This is a genomic window from Pseudomonas sp. NFACC46-3, from assembly GCF_900114515.1.
Classification (GTDB): Bacteria; Pseudomonadota; Gammaproteobacteria; order Pseudomonadales; family Pseudomonadaceae; genus Aquipseudomonas; species Aquipseudomonas fluorescens_Q.
This window is the reverse complement of record NZ_FOTH01000015.1, coordinates 1-25,157: the sequence shown is the minus strand read 5'-3', so window position 1 is coordinate 25,157 and position 25,157 is coordinate 1. Positions and strand designations below refer to the sequence as shown.

Sequence of the window (25,157 nt, the reverse complement as noted above, 5' to 3'; positions counted from 1 at the left end):
AAGCAAGCTCGCACAGAAGATTCGCGTCGTACACAAACCACTGTGGGAGCGAGCTCGCTCGCGATGAGGTCTTCATAGACGCCGCAAAACTACATTCCTTCCAACTCCGCCATCAAATCATTCAACCGATCTACCTTCTCCTCGGTGATCTCGCTGGCCGCCAGCCCATCGATGTAGTCGGCCAGTTCCTGCACCGTGCTGCATTCGAACATCGCCCGCAGCGGTACGTTGCGTTGCAGGGCCTTTTGCACCCGTGAGGCGATTTGCGTCGCCAGCAAGGAATGCCCACCCAGTTCGAAGAAGTTGTCCCGCACCCCCACCCGCTCGACTTTCAGCACCTGGGCCCAGATGTCTGCCAGGATCTGCTCCAGTTCATTGCCGGGGGCTTGGTAGTCCTGGCTTTGCAACTGGCCGATCTCCAGGGCCGGCAAGGCCTTGCGGTCGAGCTTGCCGTTGGCGTTGAGCGGCAGGCGCTCGAGCCACAGCCAGTGCAGCGGCACCATGTATTCCGGCAATTCGGCCCGCAGGCGCTGCTTGATGCGTTCCAGGCGTTCGGCGGGTTTGAGCGCCGAGTCGGTGGCAACGAGATAGCCCACCAGATGTTTGCCATTGACGCCCTCCTGCACACCCACCGCCCCATCACGCACTTCCGGCTGTTCATGCAAGCGCGCCTCGATTTCACCCAGCTCGATGCGGTAGCCGCGGATCTTCACCTGATGGTCGATGCGCCCGACGTACTCCAACACCCCATCGCTGCGCCGCCGCGCCAGGTCGCCGGTACGGTACAGCCGCTCCCCCGGCGCGCCGAATGGGTTGGGCACAAAGACCGGGGCAGTACGCAGGGGATCGCTGACATAACCGCGGCCAACCCCGATGCCCGCCACGCACAACTCACCCACCGCGCCCAGCGGCACCAGGTCCAGCGCGCCGTCGAGCAGGTACAGGCGATTGTTGTCGGTGGGCGTGCCAATCGGCAGATACGTACCACGGGTCGAGGCCAGGTCCACCCGGAAGAACGCCACGTCGTCGGAACACTCCGCCGGGCCGTAGGCGTTGACCAGACCGATGTCCGGGTAACGCAACAACCACTGGTGGGCCAGTTCCGGCGGCATCGCTTCGCCGGTGGGCAGCATCCAGCGCAAGCCGTCCAGACCGATGCGTTCCTGGGCAAGCATGCCCTGGATCAGCGACGGCACGCTTTCCAGCACGGTGATGCCCTGCTGCTGCACATGCTCCAGCAGCCCTTGCGGGTCGTGGGCGATGGCGTTGGGCACGATGTCGACCCGGGCACCGAACAACGGCGCGGCCAGGAACTGCCAGACCGAAATATCGAAGCTCTGGGACGCCGTCTGGGCAATCACATCCACCTCGCTCAGCGCCAGGTACGGCACTTTGCTCAGTTGGTTATTGAGCATCCCTCGCTGCTCCACCATCACGCCTTTGGGCAGGCCGGTGGAACCGGAGGTGTAGATCACGTAGGCGAGGTTATCCGGCCCGCTGTAGACCCCTGGGTTTTCCAGCGAAAGAGCGCTGGCCTGGACGGCTTCCCACACCAGCAACTTCGGTCGTCCGGAGCAGGCGAACTCGTCCAGCAACGCCTGCGCCTGGGCCTGGCAGGCCTGGGTGCAAACCAGTAACGGCGTGCGACTCAATTCGATGATACGGCCCAGGCGCTGGCTCGGCAGGCCGGGATCCAGCGGCAGGTAGCCGGCACCGGCCTTGAAGCTGCCGATGATCATACCCAGCAGCTCGGCATCCCGTTCGGCCAGCAGCGCTACGGGCTGATCCAGGCCGACACCGGCAGCGATCAGGGCGTGGCCGAGGCGGTTGCTGCGTGCATTCAGCTCGGCGTAGCTGTAGCTCGTGTCCAGGCAACTGACCGCAGAGCGGTGGGGATGAGCCGCGACCCGCGCCTCGAACAGCTCGACGTAGCTCTGTTCCAACGGATAGGCATGTTCGCTCTGGTTGCAGCCTTCAATCAGGAAATCCTGCTCTTGGGCACCGATCAGCGGCAACTCGCTCATGTCACCGTGCAAGCCCTCCATCAGCGCCAGCAGCAGCCGCTTGAACTCACTCAGCAAGCCCTGGACGGTGGCCTCATCGAAGTAGCGCTGGTCGTAGGAAAGGTGCAGCCCCAGGTCATCGCCCGGGTAGCAGACCGCCGTCAGCGGGAAGTTGGTGTGGGTGCGGCCCGAGTCCGAAGTGGCGTTGAGGCTTTGGGCGCGGTCCAGCACCGAGACCTCCACGGGCGCATTCTCGAACACGAACAAACTGTCGAACAGCGGCTGGCCCTTGGGCAGTTCGCTGGCCTCCTGGATGCTCACCAGCGGCAGATATTCGTATTCGCGCAGTTGCATATTGTGGTCCAGCAAATCGCTGAGCCACTGGCGCACGCTGCAACGTTGATGGTCCTCGGGCATCTGCACGCGCAAGGCGATGCTATTGATGAACAGCCCCACAGTGCGTTGCATCTGCGGCAGTTCCACCGGGCGCCCGGCCACGGTGACGCCGAACAGCACGTCGCGGTCGCCGCTGCCCCGCCGCAGGACCAGGGCCCACGCCGCTTGGGCGAAGGTGTTGACCGTCAGTTGATGGGCCTGGGCCAGTTCCCGCAGCCGTGCGCCGTCCCGGGCATCGAGACGGGTGTAGCAGTCGCCGACGATCATGCCGCCGCTGTCACCGGCGTGCTCGCGCAGGAACGGCCGGTCGCCAGGGATCGGCGTGGTCCGCTCGAAACCTTGCAGGTTGCGCTGCCACCACTGGCGGGCTTCGGCCAGGCTCTGGCGCTGCAACCAGCCGATGTAGTCGCGATAGCGCGGCGGCACGGTCAACTGCGGTTCGCGGTTTTCACCCAGGGCGGTGTAGATCTCGAAGAAGTCGTCCATCAGCAGCGAACGGCACCACGCATCGATGAGAATGTGGTGGTTACTCATCATGAACCAGTAGCGTGCCGCGCCGACCCGAATCAGCCGCAGATGGAATGGCGCCTGGTTCAACAGATCGAAACCGGCCTCTCGCTCGTTCTTGAGCAGTGCCTGGAGCTTGGCTTCCTGGGCGTCTTCGGGCACCTCGGACCAGTCGAGATAATCCACCGGCGTGCTGCCGGGCCGGTGGATAATTTGCAGCATGTCTTCGCCAACGTTCCAGCAGAACGACGCGCGCAAGGCTTCATGCCGGGCGATAACCGCCTGCCAGGCCTGGGCAAAACGCTGCGGGTCCAGTTCGCTGTTGATGCGGTAGCGATCCTGCATGTAGTACAGGCCCGTGCCCGGTTCCAGCAAGGTGTGCAGAAGCATGCCTTCCTGCATCGGCGTCAGCGGGTAGACGTCTTCGATCTGCGCGGCCGGCACCGGCAGGCTGTCGAGCTGGCCCTGGGTCAGCTTCGCCAAGGGGAAGTCCGATGGTGTCAGGCCGCCCGCCTCGTCTGTCAGGCAGTGCTCGATCAGGCGTTGCAACTCATCGAGGTAGGCATCGGCCAGGGTCGCGATGGCCTGACGATCATGCCGTTCGCGGCTGAACGTCCAGCGCAGCACCAACTCGCCACCGCTGACCTGGCTGTCGATACTCAGCTCATTGGGCAGCGGCGCATCGGGATCGTGGATCGCCCCCAACGGCGCCTCCAGCGGCTGGAACAGCGCATCATGACCCAAGGTCTGGTCGAGCTGGCCCAGGTAGTTGAAGGTGATCGCCGCATGCGGCAGGTTGGCCATCGTCTGGCGAGTCGCGGCGTCGGCCAGGTAGCGCAATACGCCATGGCCGAGGCCCTTGTGGGGCACTGCGCGCAATTGTTCCTTGATGGCCTTGATAGACGCTCCGAAGTCTTCGGCCGCTGGGCTCAGGCGCACGGGATAGACACTGGTGAACCAGCCGACGGTGCGGGTCAGGTCAATGTCGTCGAACAGCGCTTCGCGGCCGTGGCCTTCAAGCTGGACCAGGGCCGAGGCATGGCCGCTCCAGCGGCACAGCACACGGGCCAGGGCGGTAAGCAGCAGGTCGTTGACTTGGGTGCGGTAGGCGCTCGGCGCCTGTTGCAACAGTTGCCGGGTGCGCTCGGCGTCCAGGCGCACGCTGACGGTTTCAGCATGACGTTCCAGGAGCCCGCCCTCGGGATTTGCGCACGGCAGCGGCACCTGCGTGCCGCTCAACTGTGCTTGCCACCACGCCAGTTCTTCGCGCAGAGATTCGCTGCCGGCGTAAGCCTGCAAGCGCGCGGCCCAGTCCCGCATTGGGCTGGTCTTGGCTGACAATTGCGCCGCCTGCCCGATGGCGAGCGGGCGGTAGACGGTTTGCAAATCGTCCATCAACACCCGCCACGACACACCGTCGACCACCAGGTGATGGATGACGATCAGCAACCGTTGCTGGCCGTCGGGGAACTGCGCCAGCACTGCGCGCAGCAATGGCCCGGTGGCCAGATTGAAACGGCTCTGCGTCTCGGCAAACAACGCTTCGCAATCCTGCGCGGTGTCCACGGACACGTGCCGCAACAGCGCCGCGTCAGACAACGGCTGGTGCTCGGCCTGCCAGTGCCCGGTGCTTTCGTCGAAGCCCAGGCGCAAGGCATCATGGTGCTGGAGGAGGCTGCGCAGTGCCTGTTCCAGCGGTTGCGGCGCCAGCGCCGTAGTCGGCTCCAGCACCAGCGCCTGATTCCAGTGATGCCGGTTGGGGATCGGGCGCTCGAAGAACCAGTGCTGGATCGGCGTCAGCCCGGACTCACCCTGCAACAGGCCCTGCTCGGCAAGCACCTGCTGGCTGCGCGTGGCAACCGCGGCCAAAGTCTGCACGGTCTGGTGCTGGAACAAGTCCCGGGGGGTGAAATGAATGCCCTGCTGCCGAGCGCGGCTGACCACCTGGATGGACAGGATCGAATCGCCGCCCAGCTCGAAGAAATTATCGTTGAGGCCCACCTGCGTCACGTTCAGCACGTCGCACCAGATCGCCGCCAAGGTCTGTTCCAGGGCATTGCTCGGCGCCACGTAGTGTTGGCGATTGAGTTCGGGATCGGGCATCGGCAAGGCGCGGCGGTCGAGCTTGCCGTTGGCGGTCAGCGGCATGCTCGCCAGCAGGATCAGGTGCGTGGGCACCATGTAGTCCGGCAACTGGGCCTTGAGGTGGTTTTTCAAGGCGTCGCGCAGGGCCGCTTGTCGCCCGTCGTCCTGGCTGGCGACGTCGCTCACCAGATAGCCGGCCAGTTGCTTGCCCCCCGGCGTGTCGAGGGCCAGTACCACGGCCTCGCGCACCGCGTCATGTTCCAGCAAACGGGTTTCGATTTCCCCCAGCTCGATACGGAAGCCGCGGATTTTCACCTGATGGTCGATCCGTCCCAGGTACTCCACCAGCCCATCGGCACGCTGGCGCACCAGGTCGCCGGTGCGATACAGGCGCCCACCGTCGGTGGCGAACGGGTCGGCGACGAAACGCTCGGCGGTCATCCCCGGACGCTGGTGATAACCCTGGGCCAGACCGGCGCCACCCACATACAACTCACCGGTGGCGCCTGGCGGCACCAACGCCAGGTCGGCGTCGAGGATGTACGCCATGCGGGCGCCAATCACGCTGCCAATCGGCACACTGGCCGCGCCCTCCTCCAATTGCTCGGGGGCCAGGCTCGCCAGAGGCATGACCACGGTTTCGGTCGGACCATAGGCATTGAAGAACAGGCTCGGGTTGAACGCCGCGCGAATGCGCTGCAAATGCTCGCCCGTCAGGGCTTCGCCACCGGTGATGCACATGCGCACCGGCAGGGTCTGTCCCTGGGTCGCCAGCCACTGCGCCAACTGGCTGCCGTAGCTGGGGGTGAAGCCAAGAATGTTGATGCGATGCTGGCGAATCAGCCCGCAGATTTCCTCGGCGTCCCATTGGCCCTGGGCCCGCAGCACCACGTGGGCGCCACTGAGCAATGGCACCAGCAGACGTTCAGTGGCCGCATCGAAGTTGATGGAATAGAAGTGCAGCTCGCAATCGTCCGGGCGCATGCCGAAACGCTGGATCACTGCCTGGCAATGCATGGCGATTTCACCATGGGACACCACCACGCCCTTGGGCTTGCCGGTGGAGCCGGAGGTGTAGATCAGGTAGGCCTGGTGTTGCGGCAGATTGATCAACGGCAGCGCGTGATCCGGGTACTGCGCCAAGGCCGGCGAATCATCTTCCAGGCACCAGCAGCCCACGCCGTCGGGCAATGCACCGAGGGCCTGGAGCATCGCCCGGTCGCTGAGCAACAGGCTGATGCCACTGTCTTCGATCATGTAGTGCAGGCGATCCAGCGGGTATTCCGGATCCAGCGGCACGTAGGCACCGCCGGCCTTGAGAATCGCCAGCAGGCCAATGACCATTTCCAGCGAACGCTCCAGGGCCAGGCCGACACGTACCTGCGGCCCGACGCCTCGCTCGCGCAGCATCCAGGCCAGACGATTGGCACTGCTGTCCAGTTGCGCATACGTCAAGGTCTGCCCGGCAAAAGTCAGGGCCGGCGCATCGGGACGCATCCGCGCCTGTTCGTCGAACAACTCATGGAGGCATCGATCCAGGCGATGCTCACCAGCCTCGACACCCAGGCTGTCGAGCAGTTGTTGCTGCTCGCGGGTGTCCAGCAACGGCAGTTCGCTCAGGCGTCGGGCCGGATCGTCCAGCAACGCTTCCAGCAGATTGCGCCAGTGCCCGGCCATGCGCGCGATGCGCGGTTCGTCGAACAGGTCGGTGCTGTAGGTCAGGCAGCAACCCAGGCGTTGGTCCAGGTCGGTGACTTCCAGGTTGAGGTCGAACTTGGTGGCCCGGGCGTCGTTGACCAGGTATTCCACCGTCATGCCGGCCAACGTGCGGCTCTGCTGGAACTCCCAGCGCTGCACGTTGCACATCACCTGGAACAGCGGGTTGTAAGCCGCACTGCGCGGCGGTTGCAGGGCTTCCACCAAATGATCGAATGGCAAATCCTGGTGGGACTGGCCTTCGATGACGGTGTGGCGCACCTGTTCGAACAGCTCGCCCACCGACATCTGCCCGTCGAGCTGGCAACGCAACACCTGGGTGTTGAGGAACGCGCCGATCAGCCCTTCACTTTCCGGGCGGATGCGGTTCGCCACCGGCGCGCCGATGCGCAAGTCGGTCTGGCCGCTGTAGCGGTAGAGCAACACGGCCAGGGCGGCGGTCATGGTCATGAATAAGGTCAGGCCCTGTTGCGCGTTGAAGGCACGGATCCGCGCGGCCAGCTCATCACTGAGGTCGAAACGGAACAGTTCGCCGCGATGACTTTGCACCGACGGACGCGGGCGATCGCCGGGCAGCTCCAGCAGCGGATGTTCGCGACCCAGTTGCGCGGTCCAATAGTCGAGTTGTCGCTGACGCTCGCCGGACTCCAACCACTGACGCTGCCAGACGCTGTAGTCCAGGTACTGCACCGGCAAGGGTTCCAGGGGCGATTCGCGATCGTCGATAAAGGCTTCGTACAGCGCGCTCAGTTCACGGGCGAAAATGTCCATCGCCCAACCTTCGGTGACGATGTGGTGCAGCGTCAGGACAAAGTAATGCTCATGCTCGGCGGTCTTGACCAGACAGGCCCGCAGCAGCGGTCCGGTTTCCAGGTCGAAGGGCTTGTGGGCCTCGCTGTCGGCCAGTTGCTGCACCCGCTGTTCGCGGACATCAAAGGCCAGCATCGAGAAGTCCTTCCAGTCCATGCGCAGGCCCGTCTCGCCGTGCACCTGCTGGTGGGCCACGCCGTCAACGCTCGGGAACGTGGTGCGCAGGGTTTCGTGGCGCAGGATCAACGCCTGCAAGGCCGCCTCGAAGCGCCCGACATCCAGCACCCCGCGCAGGCGCGCCATGCCACCGACGTTGTAGGCCGGGCTGTCCGGCTCCATCTGCCAGAGGAACCACATGCGCTGCTGGGAGTAGGACAGCGGCACCGGTTGGCTGCGGTCAACCTTCTCGATCGGTGGCTGGCGGTTGGCCTGGCCGCTGGCCTGGATCAAGCGCACCTGTTCGGCGAAGGCCCCCAGCTCACTGGCCTCGAACAAAGTGCGCAGCGGCAGTTCGACGTCGCAGGTTTGGCGGGTGCGGGAAATGATCTGGGTCGCCAGCAGCGAATGACCGCCGAGCGCAAAGAAATCGTCCCGCAGGCCGATGCGCGCAAGGCCCAGCACCTCGCGCCAGATGCCGGCGATTTGTTGCTCGAGGACGCTGGCCGGCTCGACGTGCTCGCGCACCTGCCATTGCGGTTCGGGCAAGGCGCGGCGGTCGAGCTTGCCGCTCGGCCCCAGGGGCATAGCGTCCAGGCGCAGCAGTTGGGTGGGTACCATGTAGTCGGGCAGTTCGGCGGCCAGGGCGGTTCTGAGTCGAATGTTCAACGCGTCCTGGTCCTGAGCGACATCCGGGGCGGTGTAATAGCCGATCAACTGCGGGCCAGCCGAGGTGTCGCGCACCAGCACCGCCACTTGGGCGACGCCGTCCTGGGCCAGCAGGCGCGCTTCGATTTCCTGCGGCTCAACCCGGAAGCCGCGCAGCTTGACCTGCTGATCGAGACGGCCAAGGTATTCGATCACGCCGTCGGCGTTCCAACGCGCACGGTCGCCGGTACGGTACAGCCGCGCACCGGACTGTCCCAATGGGTCGGCAACAAAACGCTCGGCGCTCAGGCCCGGACGCCCGAGGTAACCCCGGGCCAGGCCCAGGCCGCCAATGCACAGCTCGCCTGGCACACCGGCCGGCACGGGATTGAGGTCGCTGTCGAGTACCCGGCACAGGACATTGCCCAAGGGCCGGCCGATCGGCGAGCGCTCACCATCGGCCTCGGTGCAATGCCAATGGGTGACGTTGATCGCGGTTTCGGTCGGGCCGTAGCGGTTGTGTAATTGCACTGACGGCAGTTGCGCCAACACCCGGTTGCGCAGTTCGGCGGGCAAGGCCTCGCCACCAGAGAACAGCCGGCGCAGGCTGGTGCAGCGGGCGCTCAGTGGTTCATCGACAAACAGGCTGAGCAGCGGCGGTACGAAGTGCAGCGTGGTAACGCCAAACTGCTGCACCAACTGGGCGATGCGGTGCGGGTCACGGTGCTCGCCGGGGCCAGCCAGGACCAGTTGACTGCCGGTGATCAGCGGCCAGAAGCACTCCCAGACCGACACGTCGAAACTGATGGGGGCCTTTTGCATCAGCACATCGGTGGCATCCAGCCCATAGGTCGCTTGCATCCATTGCAGGCGCTCGGCCAGGGCCGCATGGGTGTTGCCGACGCCTTTGGGCTGGCCGGTGGAGCCGGAGGTGTAGATCACGTAGGCCAGGTGGTCGCCGTGCAGGTGCAGGCCCGGCGGGTTGCTCGGCCATTGTTCCAGGTGCAGGGCGTCCATGGCGATGACACTGACGCCGTCGCAGGCGGGTAAACGCTCCAGCAACGCGGTCTGGGTCAGCAGCAGGTCGACGCCACTGTCATGGAGCATGTAGGCCAGGCGTTCGGCCGGGTAGTCCGCATCCAGCGGCACATAGGCACCGCCGGCCTTGATGATGGCCAGCACACCGATGAGCAACTGCGGCGAACGCTCGGCGGCAATCGCTACGCACACGTCCGGGCCCACGCCCTTGTCCCGCAGGTAGTGGGCCAGGCGATTGGCCTGGGCGTGCAGCTCGGCATAATCGAGTTGACCACCGTCCCAGCGCAGGGCGATCCGTTGCGGCGTGCTGCGGGCCTGCTCGTTCAACAGCTCCGGCAGCCATTGGCTGGCCGACGCACACGGGGCCGCGCTCCACTGCTGCTGTTGGCTGTGTTCATCGGCGGTCAATAACGGTACATCGCCGATGGCTTGCTGCGGATCAGCACAGACCGCCCGTAACAGGTTGCAGTAATGCGTTGCCAACCGCTCGATGGTCGCCGCCTCGAACAGTTCGTCGGCGTAGTCGAACGACAGGGTCAACCGGCCATTGCGATCTTCTTCGCTGTGCAATTGCAGGTCGAACTTGGCTTCGCGGCTGTGCCACGACAATTCCTCGGCCAGCAGCCCCGGCAGACGGCGCAAGGCACCCAGGTCACGCTGCTGGTGGTTGAACATCACTTGGAACAGGCCTTGCTCGCGCGCCTCGGGAAACGCTTCGAGCAGTTGTTCGAATGGCAAGTCCTGGTGGGCCTGGGCCCCGAGCGTGGCTTCCCGGGCCTGGGCCAGCAGCGCGGCGAACGGTTGACGGGAATCGACCTGCCCGCGCAGCACCTGGGTGTTGATGAAGAAGCCGATCAGCCCCTGGGTTTCCAGGCGCGGACGGTTGGCGTTGGGCACGCCGATGCGAATGTCGGATTGCCCGGTGTAACGCTGCAACAGCGCCTGGAAGGCTGCTAGCAACAGCATGAACGGCGTCGCGTCATGGGCCTGGGCCACGTGGCGCAGGGCCTCGCCGAGGTCCTTGTCCAGGCGCAGGCTGTGCCGCGCGGCGCTGCGCTGGCGTTGCGCGCTGCGTGGGTGATCCGTGCCCAGCACCAGGGCCGATTGTTCAGCGCCCAGTTGCTGCTTCCAGTAGCTCAGTTGGCGCTCGGCCTCGCCCTGGGCGAGCCATTGACGTTGCCAACTGCCGTAGTCGGCGTATTGCAACGGCAATGGCGCCAGTTCAGCAACCTGGCCTTGGGAGGCGGCGGCGTACAAGCGGGAGAATTCTTCGATCAAGACACTCATCGACCAGCCGTCGGCGATGATGTGGTGCAACGTCACCAGCAGTTGGTGATCATCCTCGTCGAGGCGTAACAGGCTGACCCGCAGCAGCGGCCCTTTCTCCAGATCGAACGGCGTGGCCGCTTCGTCTTCTCGAACCTGCCGCGCCCGGGCTTCGCGCGAGTCGGCAGGCAGGTCGCCGAGGTCGATGACATGCAGCTTGAATTCCCCTGCTGGATCGATCTGTTGCAGCGCCACGCCATCGCGCTCCAGGAACCGCGTGCGCAGGGACTCATGACGCTCGATCAGTTGCTGGAAACTGGTGCGCAACGCGTCTTCGTCCAGCTCGCCGCGCAGGCGCAAGGCGCCGGGAATATTGTAGGCATGGCTCGTCGGGTCAAGCCGCCAGGTAATCCACAAACGGTTCTGGGCCAGGGATTGCGGCAACGCTTCGTCCCGCGACAATGCGCTGATCGCTCCTTGAGGCTGGCCGCCGTCCTGTTGCTGGTTCGCCACCGCTTCGGCGAACGCGGCCAGGGTCGGGGCTTCGAACAGCAGGCGCAGGTTCAGTTCCAGCCCCAGGATCTCCCGTAGTCGTGCGATCACCTGGGTGGCGGCGATGGAATTACCGCCCAACAGGAAGAAGTGATCGTCAGCCTGGACTTGTTCGACCTGCAGCTGCTCCCGCCAGATTTGGCCGATGAGCGTTTGCAGCTCGGAGGACGGCGCAGACTCATCAGCGTCTTCTACCTCGGCTGACGGGAACTGTGCATAACTGTCCAAGCTGCCGTCGGCCAATCGACTGCGACACGCCGAGCGCTGCAACTTGCCGCTGGAGGTCTTGGGCAACGCGCCGGGATTGAGCAGCGCCACCACGCTCGGGGCTTGCTGGCAGGCCTCGGCCACGGCCTGGCGAATGGCTTTGATCAAGGCTTCGGGCGGCAGGATTTTCTGCACGCTGCGGCTGATTTCCGCAGCGATGCCGATGCCTTCCTCGCCGTTGTCGTTGACCGCGAACGCCGCCACCCGGCCCTTGCGCACCACCTCCACTTCGCGCTCGATGGCTTGCTCGATGTCCTGGGGATAGAGGTTATGCCCGCGCACGATCAGCAGGTCTTTCAGGCGACCGGTGATGAACAGCTCGCCGTCGCGCAGGAAACCCAGGTCGCCGGTACGCAGCCAGGTCCGGCCATCGTGCTGGACAAAGGTCTTGGCGCTGGCTTCGGGGTTGCGCCAATAGCCCAGGGCGATGCTCGGGCCGGCAGCCCAGACTTCACCGACCTGATTGTCGGCCAACGGCTGCGCCGTAGCGGGCTCGACGATCAGCACCGCGTGCCCGGGCTGACTGACACCGCAACTCATCACCGCACTGCCCTGCCCCGGCTCGGCTCGGTTTTGCGCCAGTGCCGCATCATCCACCCGCAGCGAAGGAATGCCGTGGCGGCGTGGCGTGCCAGCGACGAACAGGGTCGCTTCGGCCAGGCCGTAGGAGGCCATGAAATTGTCCGGCGTGAAACCGCACCGGGCGAACTTCTCGGCAAACCGCTCCAGCGTGTCGAGGCGGATCGGCTCGGAACCGGAATAGGCCACGCGCCAGCCGCTCAGGTCGAGACGCTGCAGGGCCGAGTCACTGACCCGTTCGCTGCACAGCCGATAGGCGAAGTCCGGGCCACCGCTGATGGTGCCGCCGTATTCGCTGATCGCTTCGAGCCAACGCAGGGGGCGGGCCAGGAAGTAAGCCGGGGACATCAATACGCAGGGGACACCGCTGAACACCGGCTGCAACAGACCGCCGATCAACCCCATGTCGTGGTACAGCGGTAGCCAACTGACGATGACGTCATCAGGGTTCAGGTCGATGCCAAAGCCATGGCGGATCAGCAACTCGTTGGCCACCAGGTTGCCGTGGCTGACCTGCACACCCTTGGGCAACGCGGTGGAGCCGGAGGTGTATTGCAGGAAGGCAATGTCATCGTCCTGCAGCGTCGGCATCCGCCATTGCCCGGCGCGGGACGGGTCGAGGGTATCGACACACAACACCGGCGGCGCCGATTCGATGGCTTGCAACGGCTCGCGCAGATCACTGCGGGTGAGCAACAGGCGCGGTTCGGCGTCGGCAATGATCGACAGCAAGCGCTCTTGATGATGGCGACGGGTGGACTCCGGCGGATAGGCCGGCACGGCAATCACCCCGGCATAGAGGCAACCAAAGAACGCCGCGACGTAGTCAGGGCCGCTGGGGAACAGCAGCACGGCGCGATCACCCAGCGCGGCCTCGGCCTGCAAAGCGGCGGCGATGGTCCGGGCACGCAAGTCCAGGTCGCGATAACTCAACACCACACCCTGCCCGGGGGTGTCGGCAAGGAAGCGCAGGGCCACCCGGTCCGGCGTCAACGCGGCGCGGCGCTGGAGGGCATGAGCCAGGGTGCTGGGGAGTTCGAACGCGTCGGTCATGGGGGTTTCCTGCCTGAATTCGGCTTGCAAGTTGTCCCCCATGGAACGGATAACCGCGGCAAATAATTAGTCGGGCAGCCGACTCACCGAGGCCTGCTGCGAAGCAGCCAACTGCCAGGCACCGCGGCAATGGGTCGCGGTGCCGAGGCTGGACTTTATTGCATCAATAATTCTTCTTCTCAATTGACAATCATTATCATTAAGCCTAATTTGGCGCTCGATGTGTAGGACGGGTCCGGCATCCGGACGTCCTGCTAACTTTTTGCAGCAAGGTGAATTCCATGACGGAACAAGTATCCACAAGCAGGTGCGACTCACCGTTACTCCAGGCATTCGTGGACAACCGATTGATCCTGGTCAAGATCGCGGCACGCATTACCGGCTGCCGATCCCGCGCGGAGGACGTGGTGCAGGACGCATTTTTCCGGCTGCAATCGGCGCCCCAGATCACCTCCTCGTTCAAGGCGCAGCTCAGCTATCTGTTCCAGATCGTGCGCAACCTGGCGATCGACCACTACCGCAAGCAGGCGCTGGAACAGAAATACTCGGGGCCGGAAGAGGAAGGGTTGAACGTGGTGATCCAGGGTGCTTCGCCAGAAACCTCCCATATCAACTTTTCCACGCTGGAACACATCGCCGACGCGCTGACCGAACTGCCCAGCCGCACCCGCTATGCCTTCGAGATGTATCGCCTGCATGGCGTGCCACAGAAGGACATCGCCAAGGAACTGGGGGTCTCGCCGACCCTGGTGAACTTCATGATCCGCGATGCCCTGGTGCATTGCCGCAAGGTGTCGGGGGTTCGCGGGGATACCTTCGCCCGGCGTTGATTTTGCAGTGGCTTTGCTGGCCCCATCGCGAGCAAGCTCGCTCCCACAAGGGATTTGGGTGTTCACAACGTTGGTGTTCACCACAAATCCCTGTGGGAGCGAGCTTGCCCGCGATGGCGGCCTGATGACCGCCCCTACCCTTACATCAACCCACACCGATCAAAAAACCGCTCACGCCCCAGGATCATCAGCGCCGCGCGTTTGTGAGGGAAATCAAATTCCTTTTCACAGTGGAAACACTGGTTGTGCAGGTGCCCGATCATCCGGGCATTGTCGGCCCGGGGCTCGGCGACCACGCGCTGGGTGCGCGGATCGTCCAGGAACAGGTAATGCACCAGCGCCGACAGCCAACTGGCCACCTTGTGCGGCCCTCGGTGTTGCTCTTCACCCACCAACATGTGGATGCCGCGATCGTAGTTGCCGGCGTCATAGAACGGCGCGATCCGATCTTCCTTGGCCCAATAGGCTTCGAAATAAGCGAACGGCTGGTCATCGAAACAGCCGATCAGGGTCAAGACCCGGGGATCGGCCTGCAGCTTGCCCAGGTACTGGCGATGCTGTTCCAGGCTGCCCTCCTCCTGCCAGAAGCTCGCCACCCGCGGGCTGTTCTGCCAGCGGTTGAAACGTTCCAAGTCCTGCTCGATTTCCAGGGTGCGCAAGGACACCCAGGCCCCCAGCCGCGCATCGAAACGCCGATACACCTCGCCACGGGGTTTGATGGGCCGACGTGGATGGCGGCGGCCATCGGTGATGACCATCTGTTGCGGGTAACTGCCGTTGAACGACTCCCCCAGCCAGGGCTGCGGTAATTGCCAGAACATTGTGCGCTCGCAAAAGTACTCACCGGCACGTTCAGTGGCCGTCAACAAACCGCTGAGCAAGGCTTCGCCGGGGCGCTCGTCGAGGTGCCAGGTCAGGCGCTGGCAGTCGGGATGGCGAGCAAACAGCCAATAGCAGGCCGCCCATAGCGCCGGGCCTACTGGTCGGTCGTTGATCTCCTGCAAGTGCACGTGCAGCTCGGGACCTCGCGCAAGGCGCAGCCGGATCAGCGGCGCACCTTCGAGCATCAGGCTCAGGTGGCGTTCGGTTTCATCGGCGCCGAGGCGACGGCCGCCGGGCAAGGGCAACGTCGTCGGGTGGTTGAGGTTGGACATGGGAGGGGCTCGCGTATTCGTCGGTAGTCAACGTGGGACGTGAGCCAGGAAGGGAAATTTAGTGGCGCATTCAATGGGAATGCATGGGCACCAGATGAATCTGGTAGGGCTGGAAGATGTTCAGCAACTGACCGTTATCCCGCAGCATTTGCAGCAACTGTGCAAACGCCTCACTGGAAATGGGCGCCTGTGGCCGGATCAACGCGTAATGGTGGTAAACCTGATCGATGCGCTCAGACACCAGCAATTGCGGGCCGACTTCGGGATTGCGCAGCACGTAATCATTGAGGTACGAACGGGTCACCAGGGCGATATCCGCGCGCCCGCGCAGGACCATCAGCAGATTGCTATCGTGGGAATACGTCAGCGTGGCGTTGTATTGACCGGCGAGAAACTTGGGGTCGGCGTTGAATTCGGCAAAGGCGTAGTGATAACCGCTGAACAACGCCAGGCGCTTGCCCCTGAGGTCGGCGAAATAACTTTGCTGGCGTTCCGGTTGGCGCTGGGCGACGAAGACTTCCGCATCTTCCAGGCCCATGTCCACCGACGTGTGTGGCACATCCTGCCAACCCCATTCGGGATTCTCGAAAATCGCCATGTCGACCCGGCCCTGCTTGAAATCATTGAAGCGACGCGGGATCGATGTCGGCACCAGCACGAACTGATAGTCGGTTTGCGCCTGGTTCAAGGCCTCCACCATTTGCGGCAGCAGGCCGGTGTCGGCGCCGTTCTCAGGACGAACGGTATAAGGCGGAAAATGCGCCGCACCGATCCGTACCAGTTGCGCTGCCTCGGTCGGCAACACCAGGAAAACGGCCAGAGCAGCCAGCACCAGACGCGAGGTCATCCCCATCGGCGAAAACGTCAAGATAACCCACTCCCCAAAAGTCCCCATCAATAACAATCAAGCTAGGCGGTTTCAGTCACTTAGCCAGCCACGCACGGTCATTTAAGGTATTGCTCGATTATTGTTTTTCTTCAAGCACCAGGATCAGGGCTTGCTCGGCCAGCTCATCGAGGCTCAGGCTGCCTTCGGCGCGAAACCAGGTGGTGGTCCAGGACAACGCTCCCGTGAGGAACCGCCGGGTAATGAACACGTCACCGCGAATATACCCGGCCTCCTTGGCCTGGCCCAGGACCTCGAGCCACAAGTCTTCATAAATATCACGCAGGGCCAGCACGTGCCGCTGCCCTTCCTGCGATAACGAACGCCATTCATAGACCAGCACCGCCATGGCCTCGCCGGTACCGCCCATGATCGACTGCAATTCGCAGCGGATCAGCGCCAATACCCGCTCACGCACACTGTCTGCCTCGGCCAGGGCTGCGCGCATCAATGCGGTGTTGTAGCGGATGGTTTCTTCCATCACCGCCCGCAGGATGTCGTCCTTGCTCTTGAAATGGTGAAAAATGCTGCCCGACTGGATGCCCACGGCACTGGCCAGGTCACGCACCGTGGTGCGCTCGAAGCCTTTGTTGCGAAACAGGTGGGCGGCGGTCTGGAGCAGTTTGCCGCGAGCACTGTCCGGGTCGGTCAGTTGCCCGTTGTCGACCAGCTCCCGCATCACGCCCAGGGCTTTTTGCTCGTCCACCCATTCTCTCCTACAGTCGATCAACCAACGCGCGAGCAATTGCACACCAAACCATCAGTGGCGCGGGCAATTTAAGCTGACCGAGGCAACCAAGCAAGCGCTCGGCCAGAAGAACCAGCGGTCGTTTACAAACCAAGCGCTTGCTTGGTAGTCTCGAACCACCTTTGCCGGAGGGAACGCCATGCCCAAAACGATCCGTATCGGTTGTGCCAGCGCCTTCTGGGGCGATACCTGTACTGCGGCGGCGCAACTGGTCGAGGGCGGGGCGCTGGATTACCTGGTGTTCGACTACCTGGCCGAGGTGACGATGTCGATCATGGCCGGGGCGCGGCTGAAGGATGCTTCGAGCGGATACGCCACGAACTTCATCGAGGTCCTCACACCGTTGCTAGGGCGTTTGCATGACAACGGGATCCGTGTCATCAGCAACGCCGGCGGGGTCAATCCCCGGGCCTGTGCGAAGGCCCTGCAAGCGGCCTGCGACCAGCGGGGCGTGCCGTTGAAGATCGCCGTGCTGCTGGGCGATGACCTGCAACCGCAATTCGAACGGCTCGCCGCCCAGGGCATTCGCGAAATGTTCAGTGGCGAACCCCTGCCCTGCGCGTGCGTGTCTATCAACGCCTACCTCGGCGCGCCCGGCATCGTCGAGGCGTTGCGCCTGGGGGCTGATGTGGTGATCACCGGTCGCGTGGTGGACAGCGCCGTGGTCAGCGCCGCCCTGGTGCATGAATTCGACTGGGCCTGGGACGATTACGACCGATTGGCCCAGGCCGCACTGGCCGGGCACCTGATCGAGTGCGGCGCCCAGTGCACGGGCGGCAACTTCACCGACTGGCAGCAAGTGCCGGATTACGAGCACATCGGCTTTCCCATCGTCGAGGTCAGCGCCGACGGCCAATTCACGGTCACCAAAGCCGAAGGCAGCGGCGGATTGGTCACGCCATTGACCGTCGGCGAGCAGTTGCTCTACGAAATCGGCGACCCGCAAGGCTATCTATTGCCGGACGTGATCTGTGATTTCAGCCAGGTCAGGTTGATCCAGCAAGGCAAGCACGCCGTGCGCGTCCACGGTGCCAAGGGCTTGCCGCCCACCGATCAATACAAGGTCAGCGCCACCTGGCCGGACGGCTGGCGCTGCACCGCCACCTGCCTGATCGCCGGCATTGATGCGGTGGCCAAGGCCGAACGCATCAGCCAGGCAATCGTCGCCAAGACCTCACAGATTTTCAGCCAACGAGGCTGGTCGCCCTACAGCGAAGTGAACATCGAACTGCTGGGCAGCGAAGCCACTTACGGCCAGCACAGTCAGCGCCGGGACAGTCGTGAGGTGGTGATCAAGCTGGCGGTTCGGCACCCGGAGAAACAGCCGCTGGTGCTGTTTTCCAGGGAAATCGCCCAAGCCGCCACCGGCATGGCGCCAGGGCTGACAGGGCTGGTCGGCGGCCGGCCGACGGTGTCACCGTTGATTCGCCTGTTCTCGTTCCTGATCGACAAGGCCACCTGCCGGCTCGAGATTGAACTCGACGGCCAGCGTCACCCTTGTCCCCTGCCCGCTTTCAAACCGCTGCACACCATCGATCTGCCCGTCGCCCCGGACCTGCCCAAACCCCAAGGCCGGACCGATGCCAGCGTGCGGTTGGTCAAACTGGCGGTGGCGCGCTCCGGCGACAAGGGCAACCACAGCAACATTGGCGTGATCGCCCGGGACCCCGAATACCTGCCCTGGATCGCCGAGGCGCTGACCCCGGAGGTGCTGGTCGATTGGATGAGCCACGTGCTCGACCCGCTGCTGGGCCGGGTCGAACGCTGGTACCTGCCGGGCACCCACAGCTTGAATTTCCTGCTGGAAAACGCCCTCGGCGGGGGCGGTGTCGCCAGTCTGCGCATCGATCCCCAGGGCAAGGCGTTCGCCCAACAGTTGCTGGAGATCCAGATACCGGTGCCGCAGCACATTGCCGACCGGGTCGGCCAGGGAGAGTCGCCATGACCCGTGCCGCTCGGTCAAGCACATGCCCAGCAGCTTTTGTGTGGCGAGGGAGCTTGCTCCCGCTGGGTTGCGCAGCGACCCCGATTTTTGCGATTGCTGCGCAATCGAGCGGGAGCAAGCTCCCTCGCCACAGGGTTGTGCGCAGTTGTTCGAACATGAGGAACTCCAATGCCAGTCATCGAATCGCACCTTGACCCGCACTGCGCTGACTTCACGCGCAACCACGCGGCGATGCTGGCCGGTGTCGAACGGCTGCGCCAGCTCGAACAGGCCGTGCTGGAGAAAGCCGCCCAGGCCCAGGGCAAGTTCGACCAGCGCGGCCAATTGATGCCGCGCCAGCGCCTGAACCTGCTGCTGGACCCTGGCGCGCCGTTCCTCGAACTGGCGAGCCTGGCCGGCTACAAACTCCATGACGACAAGGACGGTAGCCAGGCCGGCGGCGGCCTGATCGCCGGGATCGGCTACGTGTCCGGGGTGCGGGTGCTGGTGGTGGCCAACAACAGCGCAATCAAGGGCGGCACGATTTCCCCCAGCGGCTTGTACAAGACCCTGCGCCTGCAACAGATCGCCATGGAAAACAAACTGCCGGTCATCACCCTCGCCGAAAGTGGCGGCGCCAATCTCAATTACGCCGCGCAGATTTTCGTCGAAGGCGCACGCTGCTTCGCCAACCAGGCACGCATGTCGGCCATGGGCCTGCCACAGATCACCGTGGTGCATGGCTCGGCCACCGCAGGCGGGGCTTATCAGCCAGGGTTGTCGGATTACGTGGTGGTGGTGCGCGACAAGGCGCGCTTGTTCCTGGCCGGGCCGCCGTTACTCAAGGCCGCGACCGGCGAAGTGGCCAGCGAGGAGGAATTGGGCGGTGCACAGATGCATGCGCAGGTGGCGGGCACCGCCGAATACCTGGCGGAGAACGACGCCGACGGCGTGCGCCTGGCCCGGGAGATTCTCAGCCTGCTGCCCTGGAATGCACAACTGCCACCGCAGCCCGAACGGAGCTGGCCGGAACCGCTCTACCCTGCCGACGAATTATTGGGACTGGTCCCCGACGACCCGAAGAAACCCTATGACGTGCAGGAAATCATCGCCCGCATCGCCGACGGCTCGAATTTCCTGGCCTTCAAAAGCGAGTTCGACGCCCAGACGATTTGCGGTCACCTGCACATTCGCGGCCATGCCTGCGGCCTGATCGGCAACAACGGCCCCATCACGCCGCAAGGCGCCAGCAAGGCCGCCCAGTTCATCCAATTGTGCGACCAGAGCCGCACGCCGTTGCTGTTTTTGCACAACACCACCGGGTTCATGGTCGGCACCGAGTCAGAGCGACAAGGGGTGATCAAGCACGGCGCCAAGATGATCCAGGCCGTGGCCAATGCCCGAGTGCCCAAGCTGACCGTCGTGGTGGGCGGCTCCTATGGCGCCGGCAATTACGCCATGTGCGGCCGTGGGCTGGACCCACGCTTCATCTTCGCCTGGCCCAACAGCCATACGGCGGTGATGGGCGGTGCCCAGGCCGGCAAGGTCCTGCGCATGGTCACCGAGGCCACGCAGATCAAGAACGGCCTGCTCCCCGACCCGAAGGCGCTGGACCTGCTCGAACAAACCACCGCGCAGAAACTCGACAGCCAGTCCACCGCCCTCTACGGCAGCGCCAGCCTGTGGGACGACGGGCTCATCGATCCGCGCGACACGCGCACTTTGCTGGGCTACCTGCTGGACATCTGTCACGAGGCCGAGCAGCGGCCACTGCAAGCCAACAGCTTCGGCGTGGCCCGTTTCTGAGGACGCTCCACGGCTCACAGGAGAACACTGAAAATGATCTTCACCCAGGAACACGAAGCACTGCGGCGCACCGTTCGCCAGTTTGTCGAGCATGACATCAACCCTTACGTCGACGAATGGGAGAAAGCCGGGCGTTTTCCCATCCATGAGGTTTTCCGCAAGGCCGGCGAGCTGGGCCTGCTGGGCATCTCCAAACCAGCGGCCTTCGGCGGCATGGGCCTGGACTACAGCTATTCGATCGTTGCGGCCGAGGAATTCGGCACCATTCATTGCGGCGGCGTGCCCATGTCCATCGGTGTCCAGACCGACATGTGCACCCCGGCCCTGGCCCGCTTCGGCTCCGATGAGTTGCGTGAAGCCTTCCTGCGCCCGGCCATCCGCGGCGAACAGGTGGGCTGCATCGGCGTCTCGGAGGTGGGCGCCGGCTCCGACGTCGCCGGCCTCAAGACCACCGCGCGCAAGGACGGCGACGACTACGTCATCAATGGCAGCAAGATGTGGATCACCAATGCGCCAAGCGCGGACTTCATCTGCCTGTTGGCGAATACCTCGGACGACAAGCCCCACGTCAACAAGTCGCTGATCATGGTGCCGATGCACAGCCCCGGCATCAGCCTTGGCCAGCACCTGGACAAACTCGGCATGCGCAGCTCGGAAACCGCCCAGGTGTTTTTCGACGACGTGCGGGTGCCACAACGCAATCGCATCGGCCAGGAGGGCGCCGGGTTCATGATGCAGATGCTGCAATTCCAGGAAGAACGCCTGTTCGGCGCGGCCAACATGCTCAAGGGCCTGGAGCATTGCATCGACAGCACCATCGAGTACTGCAAGGAACGCAAGACCTTCGGCGCGCCCCTGATCGACAACCAGGTGATCCACTTTCGCCTGGCGGAACTGGCCAGCGAGATCGAATGCCTGCGGGCGCTGGTCTACCAGGCCACCGAGCAGTACATCAACGGCCAGGACGTCACGCGACTGGCGTCGATGGCCAAGCTCAAGGCCGGACGCCTGGCCCGGGAAACCACCGACAGTTGCCTGCAATACTGGGGCGGCATGGGCTTCATGTGGGACAACCCGGTCGCCCGGGCCTATCGCGACGTGCGGCTGGTGTCCATCGGTGCCGGTGCGGACGAGATCATGCTGGGCATCATCTGCAAACTCATGGGGATTTTGCCGGGAAAGAAAAACTGAGTGCATCACCTGCCAGAGCGCCATCGCGAGCACGCTTTGCTCCCACAATGCCCAGTGAGTGCTTTCGCCTGTGGGAGCAAAGCTTGCTCGCGATGAGGCCCATACAGACACCGCAAGACGCCAGGAATGAACCCATGCCCGCCTTCAGCAAAATCCTCATCGCCAACCGCGGCGAAATCGCCTGTCGCATCCAGCGCACCGCCCAAGCCCTGGGTTATCGCACGGTAGCGGTGTTCAGCGAGGCTGACGCCGACGCGCTGCATGTGCGCATGGCCGATGAAGCGGTGTTGATCGGCCCAGCCGCGGCGCAGCAGTCCTACCTCAACCCCTCGGCCATTCTCGATGCAGCCCGGCGCTGCGGAGCCGATGCGATCCATCCCGGCTACGGCTTCCTTTCGGAAAATGCCGGGTTCGCCAAGGCCTGCGAAGCGGCCGACATCGTGTTCATCGGCCCCAGCCCCGAGGCCATCGACCTGATGGGCAGCAAGCGCCGGGCAAAAATCGCCATGATTGAAGCCGGCGTTCCCTGCATCGCCGGTTACCAGGGCGCCGCCCAGGACGACGACACGCTGCAGCGCGAAGCCGGGCGTATCGGCTACCCGTTGATGATCAAGGCCAGCGCCGGCGGCGGAGGCCGAGGCATGCGCCTGGTCCAGCGGGCCGAGGACCTGCTGGAGCAGTTGCGCGGCGCGCGCTCGGAGGCCCTGCACGGTTTTGGCAGCGACGAGTTGATCCTCGAACAGGCGTTGATCGATCCGCGGCATGTGGAAGTGCAGATCTTCGGCGACCATCACGGTCAGCTGATCCACCTGGGCGAACGGGACTGCTCGATCCAGCGGCGCCACCAGAAAGTCATCGAGGAAGCGCCCTGCCCGGTCATGACCACCGACCTGCGCCGGGCCATGGGTGACGCGGCGCTCAAGGCCGGACGCGCAGTGAATTATGTCGGGGCCGGGACCGTGGAGTTCCTGCTCGCTGCGGACGGTCGGTTTTACTTCCTGGAGATGAACACGCGCCTGCAGGTCGAACACCCGGTCACCGAGTTGATCACCGGCCTGGATCTGGTGGCCTGGCAATTGGACGTCGCCGCCGGCAGGGCGCTGCCCCTGCGCCAGGAGCAGGTGACGCTTAGCGGCCATGCCATGCAGGTGCGGCTGTACGCCGAGGACCCGGCAGCGGATTTTCTGCCCCAGACCGGGCGGTTGATCGGTTGGGAGCCGCCCATGCAGGACGGCGTGCGAATCGACCATGGCCTGCTGGAGGGCCAAGCCATCACCCCGTTTTACGACTCGATGCTAGGCAAGCTCATCGTCCACGGCGCCACTCGCGAGGAGGCCCGACGCAAATTATTGCGAGCGGTGGAAGATTGCGTCCTGCTTGGCGTCCAGAGCAATCAGCGGCTGCTCACCGGGTTGCTGGCACATCCGCGGTTCATCGACGGTGACTTCGGCAACGGATTCATCGGGCAGCACTTTGCCGATCATGCGGCGCTCCGGCCCCTTGAGCCCTCTGCCGAACAACTCGCCATCGCCACGGCAGCGTTTTATCAGGCCTCGCAGGCACGGCATGCTCAGGGCCTGGGCGGATGGCGCAACAGCATCGGCGCGCCGCTGCATTACCGGATCGGTGTCGGGGAGCACGACTGGACGCTGAGCCTGATGGCCGAAGCCGACGGCACATTTAACATCCGCGGTGCCGGGCGCTTGATCGAACTGAGGTTGCTCGACGCTACCCCCCATGGCGCAACATTGGTGATCGATGGGATTCGCCGGCGGCATGCGTGGCGCCTCGATGGCAACGATCTCTGGCTGTTCGCCTGCCCTGGTGGCCTGCACCTGCAAGATCGGACCCTGGCCCCCATCGCCGCCAAGACCAGCGCCAGCGACGGCACGCTCAAGGCGCCAATGGACGGCGCCATTGTCGAGCTGCGGGTCCGCGAAGGCAGCACCGTGCACCAAGGCCAGTTGCTCATGGTGCTTGAGGCCATGAAAATGGAGCACCCACTCAAGGCCGGCGTCGACGGCGTGGTCAGGCAATTGCAGGTCGCGCGGGGTGACCAGGTGAAAAAACGCCAGGTTTTGTTGCGCGTTGAAAGGGCCCACTAGTCGGATGCCGAGGGTTTGACTACGCTCAAACCCATCAGCACGCCGATACCGGGAACCCTGCAATGCCTCACTGGCTGGTGATTGATCTGGAGGCCACCACCGATGAAGGTGGCTGGCCGGTAACCGAAATGGAAATTATCGAAATCGGCGCCACGCTGGTGAATCGTGACGGCCGCGAAGTGGATCATTTCCAGCGCTTCGTGCGGCCCTTGAGGCGACCGCTGCTGACGCCCTTCTGTCGCGAACTGACCCACATCACCCAGGCCAATATCGACAGTGCCGCACCCTTGACCGAGGTCTGGCCGGTGTTCGAGCGCTGGCTGGCGCCGTATCAGTCGAAGCTGGAAAGCTGGGTCAGTTGGGGCGATTACGACCGCAAGCAACTGCTTCAGGAATGGCAGCACCAGCAATTGCACAGTGTCCTCGGCCAGGTGCCGCACATGAACCTCAAGCAACGCTTCGCCAAGGCCCGTCGACTGGAGCGACCGCTGGGGCTCAATGGCGCGCTGCAACTGGCGGGCCTGCAATTCTGCGGTCAACAGCACCGAGCGCTGGAAGATGCCCGCAATACCGCACGGTTGTTGCCCCTGGTGCTTCCGGGTTAAGCGGCAGCCACCTCCCAGCGCGGCAGATGACGAATGTTGCGGCCTTGTGCATACTGGCCGGCCTTTTTCAGCCCCTTTTTCGAGGAATCGCCCATGTTTAAAGTCAACGAGTACTTCGACGGCACCGTCAAGTCGATCGCTTTTGGCACTGCCGAAGGCCCTGCGACCATCGGCGTCATGGCACCGGGCGAATATGAGTTCGGCACGGCCCAACGGGAAATCATGCACGTGGTCTCCGGCGCCCTGACCGTGAAGCTGCCTGACAGCACCGACTGGGAAACCTTCGAAGCCGGCAGCCAGTTCAACGTTCCGGCCAACAGCAAATTCCAGCTCAAAGTGGCCGTCGACACCGCTTACCTGTGTGAGTATCGCGGCTGATTCTGTGGCATAGATACGCCGCTCATCTGTGGCGAGGGGATTTATCCCCGCTGGGCTGCGAAGCAGCCCCAGACCTGCCGCCCTCTGTGTATCAGGCTGATTGTGTTCAGCCTTTTTGGGGCTGCTTCACGCTCTGAGCTCTTCCGTCAACATGCTTTCGTTGCCTCCGGTGCTCTTATCAAAGGCGAGTCGTGGCGGGCCAAGGCTTGTAAATAGACGCTCTCGTCATACTGGGATCCAGCATTCCAGCACCGATAAACGATCCTGATCCATTTAAAAGCCAGTGCCCTCAGGGCTGCTTGATGAGAGCAGCCTTTGGCCTTCTGCTGGCGATAGTACGCCCCTGCCCATACCGATTGATTGATGCTGTGGGCAGCCCACTCGACAAATGTCTGGCGCAAAAAGGTTGAACATTGATAGCGCCAGCGAACGATTTTCTTCTTGCCACTGCGCT

At 63.8% G+C, this 25,157-nt stretch carries 11 protein-coding genes and 1 pseudogene; 7 read left to right on the top strand and 5 right to left on the bottom strand.

The window, feature by feature from the left end; all coding sequences use genetic code 11:
• Positions 1-89: 89 nt before the first annotated feature.
• On the bottom strand, positions 90-13,076 hold the full coding sequence (locus BM300_RS16150; RefSeq protein ID WP_092345829.1) for a non-ribosomal peptide synthetase: 12,987 nt from the start codon (positions 13,074-13,076) through the stop codon (positions 90-92).
• Positions 13,077-13,357: 281 nt separating this feature from the next.
• Here BM300_RS16150 and BM300_RS16145 point away from each other — a divergent pair, with 281 nt between their 5' ends.
• The gene (locus BM300_RS16145; protein ID WP_024619408.1) at positions 13,358-13,906 is read left to right on the top strand and encodes an RNA polymerase factor sigma-70; all 549 of its coding nucleotides are present in this window, start codon (positions 13,358-13,360) and stop codon (positions 13,904-13,906) included.
• 140 nt (positions 13,907-14,046) lie between these two features.
• Here BM300_RS16145 and BM300_RS16140 read toward each other — a convergent pair whose 3' ends face one another.
• The 3 genes from BM300_RS16140 to BM300_RS16130 form a co-directional block, all read right to left on the bottom strand.
• Positions 14,047-15,060: a GNAT family N-acetyltransferase gene (locus tag BM300_RS16140; protein WP_092144774.1), complete on the bottom strand. Its 1,014-nt coding sequence runs from the start codon at positions 15,058-15,060 to the stop codon at positions 14,047-14,049.
• Between the two features lie 70 nt (positions 15,061-15,130).
• Positions 15,131-15,907: a substrate-binding periplasmic protein gene (locus tag BM300_RS16135; protein ID WP_092223099.1), complete on the bottom strand. Its 777-nt coding sequence runs from the start codon at positions 15,905-15,907 to the stop codon at positions 15,131-15,133.
• Between the two features lie 118 nt (positions 15,908-16,025).
• The gene (locus BM300_RS16130; RefSeq protein ID WP_063322281.1) at positions 16,026-16,652 is read right to left on the bottom strand and encodes a TetR/AcrR family transcriptional regulator; all 627 of its coding nucleotides are present in this window, start codon (positions 16,650-16,652) and stop codon (positions 16,026-16,028) included.
• A 181-nt stretch (positions 16,653-16,833) separates the two neighbouring features.
• Here BM300_RS16130 and BM300_RS16125 point away from each other — a divergent pair, with 181 nt between their 5' ends.
• From BM300_RS16125 to BM300_RS16100, 6 genes are all read left to right on the top strand, one after another.
• A complete protein-coding gene (locus tag BM300_RS16125; RefSeq protein WP_092345827.1) occupies positions 16,834-18,639 on the top strand; it encodes an acyclic terpene utilization AtuA family protein in 1,806 nt (601 codons plus the stop codon).
• A gap of 168 nt (positions 18,640-18,807) precedes the next feature.
• Positions 18,808-20,424 (top strand): geranyl-CoA carboxylase subunit beta, encoded by a 1,617-nt coding sequence (gene atuC / locus BM300_RS16120; RefSeq protein ID WP_092345825.1) that lies wholly within the window; start codon positions 18,808-18,810, stop codon positions 20,422-20,424.
• Between the two features lie 33 nt (positions 20,425-20,457).
• Complete coding sequence (gene atuD, locus BM300_RS16115; RefSeq protein ID WP_092222970.1) at positions 20,458-21,615, top strand: citronellyl-CoA dehydrogenase; 1,158 nt, start codon at positions 20,458-20,460, stop codon at positions 21,613-21,615.
• A gap of 134 nt (positions 21,616-21,749) precedes the next feature.
• Positions 21,750-23,720, top strand: coding sequence for an acetyl/propionyl/methylcrotonyl-CoA carboxylase subunit alpha (locus BM300_RS16110; protein WP_092463311.1), 1,971 nt, complete (start codon positions 21,750-21,752; stop codon positions 23,718-23,720).
• A gap of 62 nt (positions 23,721-23,782) precedes the next feature.
• Positions 23,783-24,325, top strand: a complete 543-nt coding sequence (locus BM300_RS16105) for a 3'-5' exonuclease (RefSeq protein ID WP_063322286.1) — start codon at positions 23,783-23,785, stop codon at positions 24,323-24,325.
• 93 nt (positions 24,326-24,418) lie between these two features.
• On the top strand, positions 24,419-24,703 hold the full coding sequence (locus BM300_RS16100) for a pyrimidine/purine nucleoside phosphorylase (RefSeq protein WP_014337306.1): 285 nt from the start codon (positions 24,419-24,421) through the stop codon (positions 24,701-24,703).
• A 146-nt stretch (positions 24,704-24,849) separates the two neighbouring features.
• Here the strand turns inward: BM300_RS16100 and BM300_RS31185 are convergent.
• Positions 24,850-25,157: pseudogene (locus BM300_RS31185) on the bottom strand (IS110 family transposase); the annotation flags it as partial.

Excerpts from the sequence above, each read along its gene's own strand:
- BM300_RS16150 (WP_092345829.1), bottom strand. The coding sequence starts at position 13,076 with ATGACCGACGCGTTCGAACTCCCCAGCACCCTGGCTCATGCCCTCCAG.
- BM300_RS16145 (WP_024619408.1), top strand. The coding sequence starts at position 13,358 with ATGACGGAACAAGTATCCACAAGCAGGTGCGACTCACCGTTACTCCAG.
- BM300_RS16140 (WP_092144774.1), bottom strand. The coding sequence starts at position 15,060 with ATGTCCAACCTCAACCACCCGACGACGTTGCCCTTGCCCGGCGGCCGT.
- BM300_RS16135 (WP_092223099.1), bottom strand. The coding sequence starts at position 15,907 with ATGACCTCGCGTCTGGTGCTGGCTGCTCTGGCCGTTTTCCTGGTGTTG.
- BM300_RS16125 (WP_092345827.1), top strand. The coding sequence starts at position 16,834 with ATGCCCAAAACGATCCGTATCGGTTGTGCCAGCGCCTTCTGGGGCGAT.
- atuC (WP_092345825.1), top strand. The coding sequence starts at position 18,808 with ATGCCAGTCATCGAATCGCACCTTGACCCGCACTGCGCTGACTTCACG.
- atuD (WP_092222970.1), top strand. The coding sequence starts at position 20,458 with ATGATCTTCACCCAGGAACACGAAGCACTGCGGCGCACCGTTCGCCAG.
- BM300_RS16110 (WP_092463311.1), top strand. The coding sequence starts at position 21,750 with ATGCCCGCCTTCAGCAAAATCCTCATCGCCAACCGCGGCGAAATCGCC.
- BM300_RS16105 (WP_063322286.1), top strand. The coding sequence starts at position 23,783 with ATGCCTCACTGGCTGGTGATTGATCTGGAGGCCACCACCGATGAAGGT.
- BM300_RS16100 (WP_014337306.1), top strand. The coding sequence starts at position 24,419 with ATGTTTAAAGTCAACGAGTACTTCGACGGCACCGTCAAGTCGATCGCT.